This is a genomic window from Arachidicoccus terrestris (genome assembly GCF_020042345.1).
GTDB classification, from domain to species: domain Bacteria; phylum Bacteroidota; class Bacteroidia; order Chitinophagales; family Chitinophagaceae; genus Arachidicoccus; species Arachidicoccus terrestris.
The window spans coordinates 2,927,777-2,943,913 of the sequence record NZ_CP083387.1 but is presented as its reverse complement, the minus strand read 5'-3'; the positions used below and the strand labels follow the sequence as shown (position 1 = coordinate 2,943,913).

General features: G+C 44.9%; 13 protein-coding genes. 3 read left to right on the top strand and 10 right to left on the bottom strand.

What is annotated here, in order from left to right; all coding sequences use genetic code 11:
* Positions 1-26 precede the first annotated feature (26 nt).
* Complete coding sequence (gene recJ / locus K9M52_RS11485) at positions 27-1,736, bottom strand: single-stranded-DNA-specific exonuclease RecJ (RefSeq protein ID WP_224068573.1); 1,710 nt, start codon at positions 1,734-1,736, stop codon at positions 27-29.
* 194 nt (positions 1,737-1,930) lie between these two features.
* Positions 1,931-2,638, bottom strand: a complete 708-nt coding sequence (locus K9M52_RS11480) for a YggS family pyridoxal phosphate-dependent enzyme (RefSeq protein ID WP_224068572.1) — start codon at positions 2,636-2,638, stop codon at positions 1,931-1,933.
* 131 nt (positions 2,639-2,769) lie between these two features.
* Here K9M52_RS11480 and K9M52_RS11475 point away from each other — a divergent pair, with 131 nt between their 5' ends.
* Both K9M52_RS11475 and K9M52_RS11470 read left to right on the top strand, forming a co-directional pair.
* Positions 2,770-4,407, top strand: a complete 1,638-nt coding sequence (locus K9M52_RS11475) for a beta-N-acetylhexosaminidase (protein ID WP_224068571.1) — start codon at positions 2,770-2,772, stop codon at positions 4,405-4,407.
* A gap of 254 nt (positions 4,408-4,661) precedes the next feature.
* The gene (locus K9M52_RS11470) at positions 4,662-4,997 is read left to right on the top strand and encodes an RNA recognition motif domain-containing protein (RefSeq protein ID WP_224068570.1); all 336 of its coding nucleotides are present in this window, start codon (positions 4,662-4,664) and stop codon (positions 4,995-4,997) included.
* Positions 4,998-5,115: 118 nt separating this feature from the next.
* Here K9M52_RS11470 and K9M52_RS11465 read toward each other — a convergent pair whose 3' ends face one another.
* From K9M52_RS11465 to K9M52_RS11430, 8 genes are all read right to left on the bottom strand, one after another.
* A complete protein-coding gene (locus K9M52_RS11465) occupies positions 5,116-5,658 on the bottom strand; it encodes an AAA family ATPase (RefSeq protein WP_224068569.1) in 543 nt (180 codons plus the stop codon).
* A gap of 181 nt (positions 5,659-5,839) precedes the next feature.
* Positions 5,840-6,415 (bottom strand): OmpH family outer membrane protein, encoded by a 576-nt coding sequence (locus K9M52_RS11460; protein WP_224068568.1) that lies wholly within the window; start codon positions 6,413-6,415, stop codon positions 5,840-5,842.
* Between the two features lie 93 nt (positions 6,416-6,508).
* Positions 6,509-7,039, bottom strand: a complete 531-nt coding sequence (locus K9M52_RS11455; RefSeq protein ID WP_224068567.1) for an OmpH family outer membrane protein — start codon at positions 7,037-7,039, stop codon at positions 6,509-6,511.
* Between the two features lie 81 nt (positions 7,040-7,120).
* Positions 7,121-9,889 (bottom strand): BamA/OMP85 family outer membrane protein, encoded by a 2,769-nt coding sequence (locus K9M52_RS11450; protein WP_224068566.1) that lies wholly within the window; start codon positions 9,887-9,889, stop codon positions 7,121-7,123.
* A gap of 424 nt (positions 9,890-10,313) precedes the next feature.
* Positions 10,314-11,066 (bottom strand): isoprenyl transferase, encoded by a 753-nt coding sequence (locus K9M52_RS11445; protein WP_224068565.1) that lies wholly within the window; start codon positions 11,064-11,066, stop codon positions 10,314-10,316.
* Between the two features lie 83 nt (positions 11,067-11,149).
* Positions 11,150-12,046, bottom strand: coding sequence for a type IX secretion system protein PorG (porG, locus tag K9M52_RS11440; RefSeq protein WP_224068564.1), 897 nt, complete (start codon positions 12,044-12,046; stop codon positions 11,150-11,152).
* Between the two features lies 1 nt (position 12,047).
* Positions 12,048-12,926 carry an NAD kinase gene (locus K9M52_RS11435; protein WP_224068563.1) on the bottom strand — a complete coding sequence of 293 codons (879 nt, stop codon included), beginning with the start codon at positions 12,924-12,926 and terminating at the stop codon, positions 12,048-12,050.
* Positions 12,927-13,249: 323 nt separating this feature from the next.
* On the bottom strand, positions 13,250-14,227 hold the full coding sequence (locus K9M52_RS11430) for a DUF3078 domain-containing protein (protein ID WP_224068562.1): 978 nt from the start codon (positions 14,225-14,227) through the stop codon (positions 13,250-13,252).
* A 398-nt stretch (positions 14,228-14,625) separates the two neighbouring features.
* On the opposite strand from K9M52_RS11430, the gene miaB reads away from it, so the two are divergent.
* A complete protein-coding gene (gene miaB, locus K9M52_RS11425) occupies positions 14,626-16,056 on the top strand; it encodes a tRNA (N6-isopentenyl adenosine(37)-C2)-methylthiotransferase MiaB (protein WP_224068561.1) in 1,431 nt (476 codons plus the stop codon).
* Positions 16,057-16,137: the final 81 nt, after the last annotated feature.

Genomic DNA, 16,137 nt, shown 5'->3' with positions numbered 1-16,137 from the left:
GCGACACCCCCTGCTGATCATAACTTTCAGCCCGCGCCTTGAGAAGCTGCAAAATCAACCACTGTCAACTGCAGGGTCCTGCTGTTATTCCAGTGATTTTCATCTATTTTAAACACCAGATCGATCTGGGGGCTACGCTGTAAAATATCAAATTTATCTGCCAGTCCAAACCCGATTCCGGTAAAATGGTGGCGTCCCTGACGTACGACAAAACGGATATGTTTCTCCTTGACGATCTTGGAAAGACCTGTATTTTCTACGTTTCTTGCGACAAAAACAGGTGTCCGGTTTTCGGGGCCAAAGGGCCGCATCTGCTGAATAATATTGTAAAAACTGAATTTTATATCTGAAAAATTAATTTCCGCATCGATAGACACTTCGGGAACAAGGTGTTCGTCCGTTAGGTTATCAGCTACAACTTGTTCAAATGCTTCGCTAAATCCAGCAACATGTTCAGGAAGCATGGTTAGTCCGGCAGCGGCGAAGTGGCCGCCATACCCTAAAAGATAATCCCTGCAGCCGTGGATAGCCTCATAAAGATTAAAACCTGGAACGCTGCGGGCACTTCCGCAGACAACCCCCTCGGAGAGCGTCAAGACGATCGTAGGCCGAAAATAGGTTTCTATCAGTCGGGACGCAACGATACCCAACACGCCTTTATGCCAGTGCTCCTGATATAAAACTGTCGTTTTACGCAATACGGCTTTAGCATCGGCAGAAAGCATTTCAAGTGCCTGTTGTGTAATCTGACTGTCGGCCTCCTTTCGATCTGAATTATCTGCGTGCAATTGACGTGCGATCGCTGCTGCTTTCTCCGGGTCCTTTTGGGTAAACAGTTCCACCGCCTTTCGGGCATCGTCCATCCTGCCGGCCGCATTGATACGCGGCGCAACCATAAAAATCAGGTTCTGCATATTGATCTCTTCGACCTTTTTATCAGAGAGATCAAGGAGTGCCTTAATGCCAACAGAGGGTTGTTCATTCACTCTTTTTAGTCCATAGAAGGCCAGTATTCTGTTTTCACCCGTAACCGGTACGATATCCGCAGCGATAGCCGTTACCACCAGATCTAAATACCGCTCGTAACTTTCCGCAGGCAGCCCTCTGGCAGCGGCTAATGCCTGCATCAGTTTATATCCAACACCGCAGCCGCAAAGCTCTTTATAGGGATAAAGGCAATCAGGCTGTTTAGGATTGAGGATGGCTACCGCCGGAGGCAATACCGCATCAGGCAAGTGGTGATCACAAACAATAAAGTCGATACCAAGGCTGGCTGCATAACCGATCAGCTCTGCCGCTTTAATGCCACAGTCCAGCGATATAATCAGTCGTACGTCTTCACCTGCAGCATAGTCAATACCAGTTTTGGATACGCCATACCCCTCTTTGTACCTATGAGGAATATAAAACATTACCTCGGAGTGGATTTCGGATAAAAAATTGAACATGCTGGCAACTGACGTCGTTCCATCTACGTCATAATCTCCATAGACAAGTATTTTTTCACCATTTTCCAGTGCCTGTAAGATCCGCTGGACCGCCTTATCCATATCCTTCATGCGCATCGGGTCGTGCAGATCCGACAGCACCGGCCTAAAAAAGGCTTTCGCTTTTTCAAAGGTAGGATATCCCCTTTGCACCAACAGCCTGCAAAGTACCGGATTGATCTTCAGTACTGCATGCAGCGCGCGTTCATGCATCAGGTCTGTGGGTAATATTTTCCAGCGTTTTTCCATAAAAATAAGGCAAGTAAGATACGTAGATTTTAATTAAAACGCCAAGCAGATACAGGATTAATCTATATTCAGGCGCATATTAAGCCTGCAGCCAATACGTCATCCGATACAGTAAACACGGAAAGGTTACTGGCATTAATACTGACAAAATCTATTACCAATCGGAGCTTAAGCAGCCTGTTCCTGCAGTCATATCAATGATAGTTTCTTTTACCGAAAACGGCGGATCCGACGCGTACCATGGTAGATCCTTCCTGAATGGCCCAGTTCAGATCGCCGCTCATGCCCATCGAGAGTTCCAGCGGGCCTCCGGGTAACAACCCTTGCTCAAGTCCTTTATCCCTGAACGTTCTGAGCAGCGCATAGCTCTTTCTGACCAACACTTCATTATCGCTAAATAGTCCAATGGTCATGAGTCCTTTCACCTTTAATCGGGGCAGCGCAGTAAGGTGCTCCATCAACCGCAGCGCCTCTTCAGGTGCCGCACCTGATTTGCTCTGCTCACCCGAAGTGTTGATCTGTATATAGATGTCCAGTTCCCGGTCCAGGTTCTCTAATTGTGACTGTAGCTTTTCTGCCAGCGTAATCCTGTCAACGGATTGAATACAAGTGACGTACTTCAATATATCCTTGACTTTATTGGTTTGCAGATGGCCGATAAAATGCCTTTCACAGTTTAGGTCTGCTAGGGCGTCCGCCTTTTGCTGGTATTCCTGTACTTTATTTTCTCCGATCAACGTTTCTCCGGCCGCAATAGCCATTCGGATCCTTTCCGGCTCAACGGTTTTAGTAGCCAGTAGTAAACGGACGCTGTCTTCAGGCCGGCCGGCCAGCAGGCAGGCGGACCTGATTTCCGTATGTACAAATGCCAGATTGTCTTGTATTTGTGTACTTTCTTCCATGGATAAAGCTAGGTTTTCAGGATTCAAAACACCAAAGGTAAAAATTAAAATTTGCGTAAAAAACCGGTCTTAAGTCTTACTTATTACCACCATAACGCTTATATTTGGGCGTTCACACCCAAATTATCACTATGAAGCATTTAATCCTATCTGTCGCCAGCCTGTTTATGCTGGGACATGGAATGTCTCAAGACATCCACATTATTCCGGAGCCGGAATCCGTAACGCCTAACAATCAAAATTTTGTATTGTCAGCCAGTACCAAGATTCAAGGCTCCATGCCTGCGAAGGCCGCCAACTCAATTGATTTCTTTAATCATTACCTGTCTTCGTACTATCAGTTCCAGCCGGCGCAGGCGGATTCTGCGACTGGTAAAAAAGGAAATGTGATCTACTTTCAGATGGAAGCGCCGGCCGCCGGTGATACCATTGGAGCCTATAATCTGCATGTCAGTAAGGATTCCGTTATCATAACCGCCTCCAACGAAGAAGGGTTCTTTTATGGAATGCAGACATTGATTCAACTGCTGCCAACCACACCCGCTACCACGCTGTTAATTCCGGGCGTAGATGTTCAGGATGCTCCGCAATTAGGTTACAGAGGCATGATGCTTGACTGTGGTCGTCATTTTATGCCGGTCGCTTTTGTCAAAAAATTCATTGATTATCTGGCCTTGCACAAATTGAATAGATTTCACTGGCATCTCACAGAAGACCAGGGCTGGCGTATTGAAATCAAAAAATACCCTAAACTGACACAGGTCGGCGCATGGCGTAACGGGACCATTATCGGACACCACCCGGGCACCGGCAACACGGACGAGAAAGCCGGAGGATTCTATACACAAGAACAGATCAAAGACATCGTAAAATACGCCGCTGACCGTTATATAACCATCATTCCGGAGATTGAAATGCCCGGCCACGCTTCTGCAGCCATCGCGGCCTACCCTGAATTAAGCACCTTCCCGAATCAGCCAACAGAGATCGCCGCTAATACACCATGGTCCGGTCCCCGAACCGGTAAGCAGGTGCAGCAAACATGGGGCGTCTTCCCGGATGTATTTGTCCCTTCCAATAATACCTTCAAATTTCTGGAAAACGTGCTGGATGAGGTGATGGCCCTGTTCCCTTCTAAATATATCCATATCGGCGGTGATGAGTGCCCTAAGGATTACTGGAAAAAATCCGCTTACTGCCAGCAGCTAATGAAAAATGCAGGTCTCAAAAATGAAGAAGAGCTGCAGAGTTACTTTATCAAAACCATTGAAAAGTATGTCGTCAGCAAAGGTCACCAGATCATTGGCTGGGATGAGATCCTGGAAGGCGGACTCGCTCCTCAGGCAACTGTGATGAGCTGGCGTGGCGAAAAAGGTGGTATTGAGGCTGCTAAACAAGATCATCACGTGATCATGAGTCCGAACACCTACATGTATTTTGACTATGCGCAGAATAAACCTTCTGATTCACTGACCATCGGTGGATTTCTGCCCATCAGTAAAGTTTATAGCTTCCACCCCTATCCAAAGCAGTTACCTGCTGAGCAACATTCCTTTATCCTGGGCGTGCAGGCCAATCTCTGGACAGAGTACATCTCTTCACCGGCCAAGGCAGAATATATGATCTTCCCACGTATTAGTGCGTTAAGTGAAGTCGGTTGGTCTGATCCTGCCAAAAAAGACTATCAGGACTTTAAAAGCCGCTTACAGACTGAGTTACAGCGCTATCAGCTCTGGGGCGTCAATTATTGTAAAAACTGGGATATGTAAAGGGGGCTTCCCTTCACAATACATCCTTTTATGAATAGTGCCAATCGCCATAACCCGCTGGGCATAAGCGGTTGGCACTGCTTTTTGCCCGCTTACCAGAAAAAGTAGCAAAAAAGTTGCTGGATTCAGAAATACGTATATCTTTGTATAGTAATCGACAGTTATTTCAATCCTTTTAACGGACGTTTTTTTACGTAATTGTTTTTGGGCTTTGGTTACTGTTCAAACATTTTTAACTAGTTCAAAAAATTAAAATGAACATTTACGTAGGAAACTTAAGCTGGAACCTTACCAGCGATGATTTGCATGAATTATTCACTCCTTATGGTGAAGTGATCTCTGCAAAAGTTGTCACAGACAGATTTAACAACAACCGTTCTAAAGGTTTCGGTTTCGTTGAAATGGCAGACGATGAAGCTGCTAATGCTGCTATCTCCGGTTTACATGAAACCGAAGTTGACGGCCGTAAAATTGTTGTTAACCAGAAGCAGGAAAGTGCAGACGGTGGCTACAAGAAAAGAAGCTTCGGCGGCGGCGGCGGTGGTTACCGCGGCAACAACGGCGGTGGTGGTTACAGAAACAACTACTAATCCGGCGGGGAGGCTACTCCCGGTCTGAGACCATAAAAATGAACGCCTTTTATAGTGTTTACACTGTAGAAGGCGTTTTTTATTTGTATGCGTTTATGATGGGCACGGCTGAGCCTAGTCATACTTTACGCAGGGCGTTAGCTATAAAAGCAGCGCGATTTTCAACGGTGGCTGTTGGCACTGTTACAAGTATATATCCCAGTTTTTCATAAACAGATCGCATCATATCATAGGTCGCAACAGCCTGTTCGTAAGTCTGCTTCCGCTCCGTATCACATAAATAAATTTCTTTCCAGGGAGGGGTGATAAATACTTTTTTATGATACCTGCGACTCCTGGCAGCCTGCCATATCTCACTGGAAACAGGCAGTCGGCATAACATTAAGTAACCAATCACATCCGGAATTCCCCGGTCAAAAAAGGTGGTCCTGTCTGTATTTAATATCCAATCGTAGTCGCTGACCGCCTTTTGAAACATCTCCATAGCGTATCCCTGCTGATCAGCCCAAGGAAGCCGGTTCCCCTTGGTTTTAACCTGATGCTGAATGATTTGCCTGCCGGCTTCCGGCATAACATCATGCCCTAAACCGCTCAGATAATTGATAATCGTTGTTTTCCCCATTCCCGGGCCGCCTGTCAGCACGATGGCTTTACCATTCATAAAAAATAAATTCCCGTTTAGTCAAATATGATACTCATCTTTATATACCCTGTCTGCATTAAAAAAGCGGCTCTATGGTTAGATAGAACCGCTTTCATTATGTTTTAACCGGCTGCAATTTTAAGATGCCAGATCCATTCAATTGCCCCCAGTATGTGCCGTATTCAGATCCGCTTTCCAGTTATTGACCGGCTCCGGTAGAGTCAGCTGCATTCGGATTGGCATTCAGATCAATATTCAGCTTTTTGGCGACCGGCAGAAACAGATTGATCACAACTTTATCATCTAAATACATGACCGCGTCTGGATTAAGTACTAAAGTAATCTTCTGGGCTTTCACCTCATCCATATATACTTTGTTGACTTTATCATACAGGGGCTTAGCCAGTTCAGCAAATTTCTGACGTTCTGCATTCTGAACGATTTGCTGCCAGTTGATCAGCTGCCAGGCATACTGCTGACGCTGGTTGTTGATCATATCCAGAACCTGTTTAGACTTACCGGCAGCAGAATCTGCTTTATAACTGCTGTCTGCACGATTGTACTGATATTCGATCGCATCTCTTCTTGGCCCCAGTGAATCTTTATCAAAAGCCTCAATTTTCTTCTGAACATCCTTATATTCAGGTAATCTGGCGACAATTACATCTGGGTTAAATACACCGACTTTTAAAGCAGGAGTGGTCTGGGCCTGCGTGTTGTTGGTAACAAAGCCGAGTGCTATTACCGTCAATAAGGAGAAAATAACCTTTTTCATTCTTTCTTTTAGTTTTTGTTTTTATTTGTTCAGGACATACCGTGCCCGAAAATTATAATTGTAAATATAGTAACTTAAATTATTTTGCCAACTTTATTTTGCCTTAATACCCATCGTCTCCAAAATCATATCGCTTTTATTGAGTTTGGGATCTGAAAAGATGAGGGACGTCCCGGCGCTTTTGTCTAAAACAAAATCCCAGCCATACTTGACAGAAAGCTGTTGAATGACGCTATATATCTTATTTTGAATAGGTTGTACAAGTTGTGCTCTTCTCTTAAAAAGCTCACCCTGATAGCCAAAGTAGCTTGTTCGCAAATTGCGTACCTCAGTTTCAGCGTTCTGGATTTGCAACATTCTTTTAGCTTTTAACTCATCTGCCAGCATGTATTGTTCCGCGTTATAATCTTTTCTGAGTGAATCTGCATAATGGCTGACGCTGTCTATCTCTTGTTGCCATTTAACTGTCATCAGTTCCAGCGTAGTATCTACCCTGGCATATTCCGGCATTTTACCAAGTATATAGTCCATATCCACGACCGCATAGCGCTGGGCACGGACAACGGCAATACTCCCTACACTTAATATTATGAACAGTATGGATATAAAGCGCCATTTTCCCATAGTTACACCATTGGTGATTCAGCTGAAGATAAAATTATATAAACCCTAAACGTTATGCACTTGCTGAATATTGCCACTGCTCTAGTCTGGTTCGTAGCCTAACATAAAGGTAAACCTGCCGGCTTTACCCAGGCCCTGTCCGGATCTAAGCCGGTCAATACCGATGCCATAGTCAAAACCAAGCAAGCCAAACATAGGAAGATAAAAACGGGCACCGACCCCTACATCACGGCGCAATTGGAAAGGATTATAGTCTTTGAAAGAATACCATCCATTGGCTGCCTCTGCGAATACCAACCCGAAAATAGTGCTGGCCTGGCTGAGTGACAGCGGGTAGCGTAATTCAAGGGAGTATTTATTAAATATGGTAAAATACTGCGTTGCACCAGACTGGTCCGGATTATATCTTGGATTTGAGGTCTCATATACCGGATAGCCCCTCTGAGAGATGATATCATAACCTAATAAGGCGTAATTGTTACTCATACCCGCATCTCCCAATTGAAAACGCTCAAACGGAGAAATCGGCATATTAGAGTTATACTTACCTAAGTAGCCCATTTTAACGGATGCCTTCAATACAAATTGCTTATGGTCTTCTCCATGCTGTCTGCCCAGAGGTACATACCAGTCACCTGTAAACCGGTACTTCTGGTATTCCACAAATTTATATTTTTTGGCCGGGTCAGTCGCCGTCTCAATGGATTCGTCAAAGAAGGAGTAGGGCGGCGTCAACTGTGCATAGGCCATGATATTAGACCCACCGGTCGGATATTGCGCACTGTTCACAGAGTTTCTGGATAGTGTCAGGCGCAGATTGATATTATTCGATGTCCCGTTACGATAATTGGGCAGGTTATACTGGTCGATATAGTAGTTGTGTAACTGATACCTCGTATAGTTCAGCTGAGCGCCGATCTGAAAATAAGGATCAGGCCAGTTCAGACGTTTGCTCAGCCCGAGGCTGATACTGGAAGTACGGAAGGAAGTCGTATCTCCCTGATCATCCCATTCACCTGTCAGGTAGTTATATCCGTTTCTAAACTTACTGTCCGAGAAACTTACGCTCAGGGCGTTTTGATGTTTACCCCCCAACCAAGGTTCAACGAACTGCACACTGTAAGAACGATAAGCCTTACCGTTACTCTGGAAATTCAGGGACAGCATTTGCCCATCACCTGTCGGCAACGGATCCCATCCTTTTTTATTGAAGATATTACGGATAGAGAAGTTGTTAAAAGTAACACCAAGTGTACCGGTCAGACCGATTCCGCCACCAAAGCCCGCACTCAATTGCAACTGGTCAGCAGATTTTTCAACCAGGTTATACGTCAGTTCTACGGTACCATCTGCCTGATTAGGTACCGGTTCCGGCACCATTTTCTGTTCATCAAAGAATTTAAGCACACTCAATTCACGTAGCGACATCATGATATCACTCTTACTGAATTTATCACCCGGCAAGGTTCTGAGTGCACGACGGATAACGTGCTCGTTTGTTTTATCATTCCCCACAATATTGACACGTGTAAGCGTCGCTTCCGGCCCTTCCCGCATATTCATGATAAAATCAATTGTATCGTTATACACGGTGGATTCAATGGGCTCCACCTGGAAGAATAAATAACCGTTATCTAAGTAAAGATTGGAAATACTCAGAGCGTCCTGACCACCGCCGATACCCAGCTTTTCGTTCAGCAGCTCTTTATTGTAAACATCTCCTTTACGGATATCCAGTAAAGCATTCAGCAGCGAATCCGGATACATGGTATTACCTACCCATTTAATATTCCCGAAATAATACTTCGCCCCTTCACTGACTTTAATATCGACATTCACATTCCCCTTCTCGGTATAATAGACGGAATCTTTTACGATTTTAGCGTCTCTGTATCCTTTGGAATTATAATAATCAATCAGCTTCTGTTTGTCTTCCTGGTACTTTTTCTCATTAAATTTAGCGGATACCAATGGATTGATATGCACATAGGGGCTGATCAGGTTACGGGTCTTGGTATAAGTAAGGTATCCATGCTCAGCCATATAATCACTCCAGCCATAATGATACGGGGTCCCCCAGCCAGTCGTGTCAAAGGCTTCTGTGCTCGGAAATAAAGTCAGACGGGACATTTCTTTGGTGCCCTTCATCTGTTTTTTCAGCTTGATACCATCAACGGCAGTATTGCCAAAAAAGTCGATCTGATTGACTTTTACTTTGGATCCCTTGTTAATATTAAAATAGAGCAATACGGAATTGTCAAAGGTCGTGTCTTTGCGCTCAATGATATCAATGGCGACCCTGCGAAAACCTTTCTCTGCATAATAGCTACGAATGGCATCGACAGCCGTCATCTTCATATTCTCAGTCAGGGCATGACCGGGCGTGATGCCGCTTTTTGTTTTCAGCTCGTCTGCCTGGGTCTTACTGATCCCTTTAAAATAGAATTTCGTAACACGGGGCCGTTCCGTTACATGAAGTTCCAGAGAGATCTCATTTCCCTGGATCTTAGTGACATAATAGGTAATATCACTGAAAAAGCCCTGGCTCCATAGCCGATGGATACTTCTGGCAATCTCGTCACCGCCGGGTATGGTAATAAAGCTGCCTACGGTGATGCCTGAAGTAGCTTTCAATAAATTCGTATCAAAGCTGGAGTTTCCTGTAACAGCAAGTTGGGCTACTTTGTATCTGACCGGTGTGCCTTGATCAAGCATGGATTTCAGATCCGGATTGGTAGAATAGAGAACCTTCTTGGTGGAATCGCTATTGTCTGTATTAATTTGCGCCTGTATCTGCCCGCTTAATAGGAATAATACCAGCACCCATATCAATTGACTCGATTTTCGCATTAAATTTTAAATTGCTGTTTTAAAGTTTCCTTTGCTTTAATATCTTTTCAAAAAGGGATATGAAACAGCAATCTGCCGCTGTCCATGACCCAACATATTATTTTCCAGAGATTCAAATGCTTCCGATCCCCGATTAAATTTGTCAGAACAATTCGCTCCGAAGTGGTGTTCTGACGACTCCCTCTTCTGTTTCAAATAAATCCTGCCTAAAAGTAACTTTCAGCCAGTAAATTATATATATAAGCGTGGCAAATTAGCGGTAATAATTAAAAGTCTTTGTTAAAAAGCCTCTTATTTTTCCCGACAATGCTTTCCACGTATTATCGTGTTGTTTTTCACGTCCTAAAAACCGGTATCCTTCAACGCTTCAACCTATTTCTCCTGATAGCTTTTTTTTCTGCCCGACCTTTGTGGAGCGTACGTTTCAGCCATTTTTAACCTGTTCCCCGGTCTTCCCAAACCGCCGTTCCCTGCCCTGATAGGCGCTTATAGCCTCTAAAAAAGCGACTTTGTTAAAATCCGGCCATTTTATGTCTGTAAAATATAATTCCGCGTAAGCCAACTGGTAAAGCAAAAAATTACTGATCCTGTTTTCTCCGCCTGTCCGGATCATCAGCTCCGGATCAGGATAATCAGCGGTCGTCAGATAACGGGCAAGGGTGTCCTTGCCGATCGCCGAAGGTGCCAGTTTACCCTCCGCTACTGCTTCGGCTATCAGTTTTGCAGCACGGGTCAGCTCCCAGCGGCTGCTATAGCTGAGCGCCAGTATAAGATGGAGCCCAGTATTACCTGCAGTTTCCCCCAGGGCTTCTTGCATCTCCAGGCGCGCATCCTCCGGCAACATTTCCAGATCACCAATCACATGAAGCCGTACGTTGTTCTTACAAAGATCCGGCACTTCTTTTCTGACCGTTTGTATCAGTAACTGCATCAGGCCTGTCACTTCTGCTGACGGCCTGTCCCAGTTCTCTGTGCTAAATGCATATAAGGTCAGATACTCAATGCCCAGTTCTGTCGCAGCCTCGGTTACCGTGCGTACACTCTGTACGCCATGATAGTGCCCAAATAAACGGTCTTCTCCTTTTTCCTGGGCCCACCGGCCGTTACCATCCATAATAATGGCGACATGCCTGGGGAGCCTGGCGGGATCTATCTGATATTGCTGAGACTTATCCATTGATTTATTAAAAAATAAGGGAGCAAAAGTACAAAAATATTCCGAGCATTGTTCAGCTTGCTTTCAGGCCTTTTTAACAGGCTTTAATAGACCATCGGGCAATTACAGGAGCCAAAATTAAATGAAAGACCTATTTGCAGGGTCAGGTAACGGTCGCTGGCCAGGCTATTGCCCCGCTGCCATCCCCGCTTTCTGGCGACACCGTCCAGATTTCGGTCCTGTAATGCCAGCGCGCTTGCCGCCTCGGCTGCATTCCCTTTGTAATTACCGGGAGCAAAAGCCTCAGGACCGGCATAGGTAGAGCTGACATCATCCAGATAATCTGTCCGGGTAAACCGGTAAGTTGCTTCGGCAAAAAGATTGAGTTTAGTACTAAGTGCCTGCCGCACGCCGACAGAAAGGGGAAAAATTATGGCAAATGACCCATATTTTCTGCCATCATGCGGCGTACTGCTATATTGCCCTTCCGTTCCCAGCTTTCTCAGGGATACCTTTTCTCCCTGACCGGTCTCCGTATAAGGGTCCGTGTAAATGCCCCCGATCCCCAGACCAACATACGGCGTAAAGCTATGCCCTCTGGTGCCTGGTGCGTAGCGGAAAAAGTTGAAACTTCCGGTGAGTGTCAATTCCAGAACGTTATTGGTAAAATCCAGGCCCCGGTTATGATAAGCGGGGGCCTTATTATCCGCATCACTGGCCGCCAGATGAATATAATTAGCACTTAGGCGAGCTCCGATATAATTCCCCAGATAGCGCTGATAAAAAAGCCCGGCGCTATAATTCATGGGATTCAGGCTGCCCTCAGGGTTCAGATCGCCAAAGTAGTGTGATGTTCCTAAACCGAAGCCCACTTCAGCCTGCGGTTGGTAATTAGCATATTGTGCCCTGCTTCTGGTCAGACACAGAATGCTGCTCAATAACAAGACCAATACTATTTCTTTATATTTATAACGAATACGGGAGATCGGGTGTTGGCTCATGTTAGTTTCTTTTATCAAATCCCCAGGAAAGTTTACTGCGTAAAGTAGATAGAAAACTGTTTTCCTTGAAACGAATTAATTTAATCGTAAAGTTCTCCTTGCGGATGGCCAGCTGTACGCTGTTATTGACCACCTCCCTTCTTGCATCCAATGTGCATAGATAATCCTCCGCCCGGCTCTCTACCTCAAAGGAAATGACATTATTATCGGGCACGATAATAGGGCGCGTGTTCAGGTGGTGCGGAGCGATAGGCGTTATGACCAGGCTGGAAGAATCAGGGAACACAATTGGCCCGTTACAGCTCATTGAATAACCGGTAGACCCCGTAGCGGTTGCGACGATCAGCCCATCGGCATAGTAAGAATTGATGAATTCTCCGTTCAGAAAGGTTCTCACAACGATCATTGGAGCCGCATCTCTCTTGGTAATGGTAAAATCATTAAGCGCAAAGGGCGTGTCGCCAAAAAGCGGTATTGCCGCGTCCAGGTGAATAAGTGTTCTCGAATCGATGATATAGTTCTGATTGATCAGTTCTCCCAGTACAGTAGAAAATTCTTCTCTGCTGGCACCGGTCAGAAAGCCCAGCCGGCCAAAATTGACACCCAGGATAGGAATATTCTTATCCCCTACCAGCGTTACCGTATCCAGGATGGTGCCGTCGCCGCCCAGACTGATCAGACAATCTATTTCTCCACGCAGACTGCGGCCATCCTCAAAAACACCTATACCGGTAAAGCGTTGCCTTACATCTTCGAACTGATCCAGCAAACCCTTATACATAATAACACCAATTCCCTTGAGGGTTAGTTCCTCAAGCAATGAATGGATATCATGGTTGTATTCAGCAGGTAAAATTCTTGCGTATATAGCGACTTGCATGGACGAATAAATTGGTCTTTCTGCAAATATACAATACTCACTTGACTACCCAGGGTTTAGTATAAAACGAGAAGTTTTGACGTTTCTAAATTCCTCAAAAGGCCGGCTTTTTAATGCAATAAAATATAGCTATATATAAAAATAATACCAAATTTTTTGGCTAGACTATAAATTTTATTCCTCGTTGCTTTACAGATCAAAGACAAAAAGAAGCGGAGGCGTCATCATTAGAGAAGTCTGTGAAACTTTTAAGAACTGAACGGAAGTAAAAGTCGATCAATTGTTTATTCGATGAGCTACCAAAAGGTTTCATACAATAAGCGCTACATGCGTGCATATCCCGTTTTAAAAGGCATGGAAAAACCTACCCCAATCATGCTTTTCAACTGCAGACCCGGGCTGTCACCACCCGGCCCAAACAAACGGACATCGTCGTCATAAATCAGGTCAAGACTGTAGGAAGCGGAAAGAAACTTATTGATTTTAAAACTTAAGTTGTTACTCATGTCCAGATCAACATTCTGCGGTTTATCAGAATAATCCGAGAAAAGGTTCAGGTTCGCCCGGAAATTAACGTTCTTCATGATATCCTTCTGGTAATTGACCGTCGCAAAGGCGCCGGGCGCGAAATGATACCGGTGTCCTTTTTCCAGGCCATACAGACCCAGGGCGGCCAGTTTCTTATTCAGGATCACGGTCAGCCTGGTTGTGAGTGGTGAGGCAAATATGGATAGTTCTTTTTCCGGTTTATAATCCAAACCCAGAGAGATGACAGCATAGGCTGGAGACATAAACGAGGAGACAAGCTGAGAACTGTCCTTGGTAAAATACTGGCGACCGTCAAAAAGCTGAGACCGCCCATTCAACAAAAATGAAGCATTTATCTTTCCGGCACTGTCCAGTCGGATACCATACTTGGATGTACCCGCTATCCTGTCATCATTTTTACGTCCTCCTGTAGAGGTGGTCTGCACATAGCCGAAATTAAAATCCACGTTGGTATCCCAGGAGTGTTTGCCTTTGCGGTGATATAAAAAGGCATTGACGTAAGTCGTCAGTGCCATGGAGAAATCTTCACCACCGGCAGCCCAGTTTTTAAGGGAGCTCTGCGATAAATGTAAATTGCCGTTGCCACCATACTTCCATTTCCACGGGATAGTGTCCGCATTGCCTTTTTTAACGGTAACAAATATTTCTGAAGGCAATGACCGTACCGGAATATCATTTTGCGCATGCAATATGGATGCGATGCAGGTCGTTACCATTAATATATAGATATGCTTCTTTATGCTCGTTCTCAATTAAATATAGAATTTTAGGGTAGCTGAAACGGGCTTTCAGCCACAAACCGGCTCTTAAATGTCTATTAACTCAAATATACTCAATACCCATGATAAAGAGGGCATTGCTGACCACTCTGCGTGTTTACCAGATCCTTTGACCTTAATTCCTCACTTTCGATACGCTCAGTGCCCGATAGTTTAACAAGCCCCACGCAATGACCAAATTATATTTTCTCACAATCCCTTTCTTTGACCGACATTTTTCGACTGCCCCACAGGACATCAACCGTTAATAGGCTCAAAAATAAAAGACTCTCTTAATTTTCAGGGTTTACAAAAGCCAAAATTTTACAAAATATCTGCCATTATGACATTTGCTGAAATTTTAATTACTTTTGCAGGATAAATAATGGTGAATGGAGACTTTGAAACTGCAAAATAAAGAAATAAATGAACTTCGGCAAGGTGAGGCATATACACCTTTGACCGGAGAAGACCAATATAATAAAAAATTCTATATTGAAAGCTATGGCTGTCAAATGAATTTTAGTGACAGCGAAATTGTGGCTTCTATTTTGAATAAAGAGGGCTTTGGTGCTACCCGTAATGCGGAGGAAGCTGACCTGATTTTTGTCAACACCTGTTCTATCCGGGAAAAAGCCGAACAAACCGTTCGCAAGCGACTCACTGAGTTTAGAAAATACAAGGAGAATCGTCCCGGCGCGCTGGTAGGTGTTCTGGGTTGTATGGCAGAAAGATTAAAATCTAAATTCCTGGATGAAGAAAAGCTGGTGGACCTGGTCGTCGGGCCGGATGCCTACCGGAGCCTGCCTGGCCTGGTGGAAGAAGCACAGACTGGCCAAAAAGCCATCAATGTTTTGTTGAGCCGCGATGAGACATATGCTGATATCTCTCCTGTCCGCTTAAATAGCAATGGCGTTACGGCATTTGTCTCTATCATGCGAGGCTGCAACAACATGTGTACTTTCTGTGTGGTACCCTTTACCCGGGGACGCGAAAGGAGCAGAGATCCATTATCCATTGTCGCCGAAGCAGCAGACCTTTTTAGCCGGGGCTTTAAAGAAGTCACCTTGCTGGGCCAGAATGTGGACAGCTATAACTTTATACAGGAAGGAGAAGACAGGGCCATTACTTTTGCCAGGCTCCTGGAGATGGTCGCCCAGGTCAGTCCTGAGCTTCGAGTACGTTTTAGCACTTCCCATCCTAAAGATATCACAGAGGATGTGCTGCTGACCATGGCCAGGTACGAAAATATCTGCAATTATATACACCTGCCGGTTCAAAGCGGCAGCTCCAGAGTTCTTCAACTCATGAACCGTACCTATACCAGGGAATGGTATATGGCTAAAGTAGATCAGATTAACCGCATCCTGCCGGACTGCGGCATCAGTAGTGATATGATTGCCGGATTCTGTACAGAGACCGAAGAGGACCATCAGGAGACCCTGGCTATCATGCGGTACAGTAAGTATGATTATGCCTATATGTTCTATTACAGTGAGCGTCCCGGAACCCTGGCTGCACGCCGTTACGCAGATGATGTGCCGTTGGAAACCAAGAAACGCCGGCTCCAGGAAATTGTCGACCTGCAATATGAACTTTCATTTGAAAGCAATAAAAAAGATGTGGGTAAAACTTTTAAAGTCCTGATCGAAGGTGAAAGTAAAAAAAGTGATGCCGCCTGGATGGGAAGAAACTCTCAAAATAAAGTCATCGTCTTTCCAAAGGATGAACACGGATTACAAAAAGGTGATTACGCATGGGTCAAGGTAAGTGAATGTAATAAAGCAACACTAAAAGGTCAGGTAGTTGATCAGCCGGTCTGATGCCATGCCGGCTATAGTCGCCGACTACTCATGTCAGAATTTTATACGCATAATCGGAAGCAATCTAATTACAACACCGGA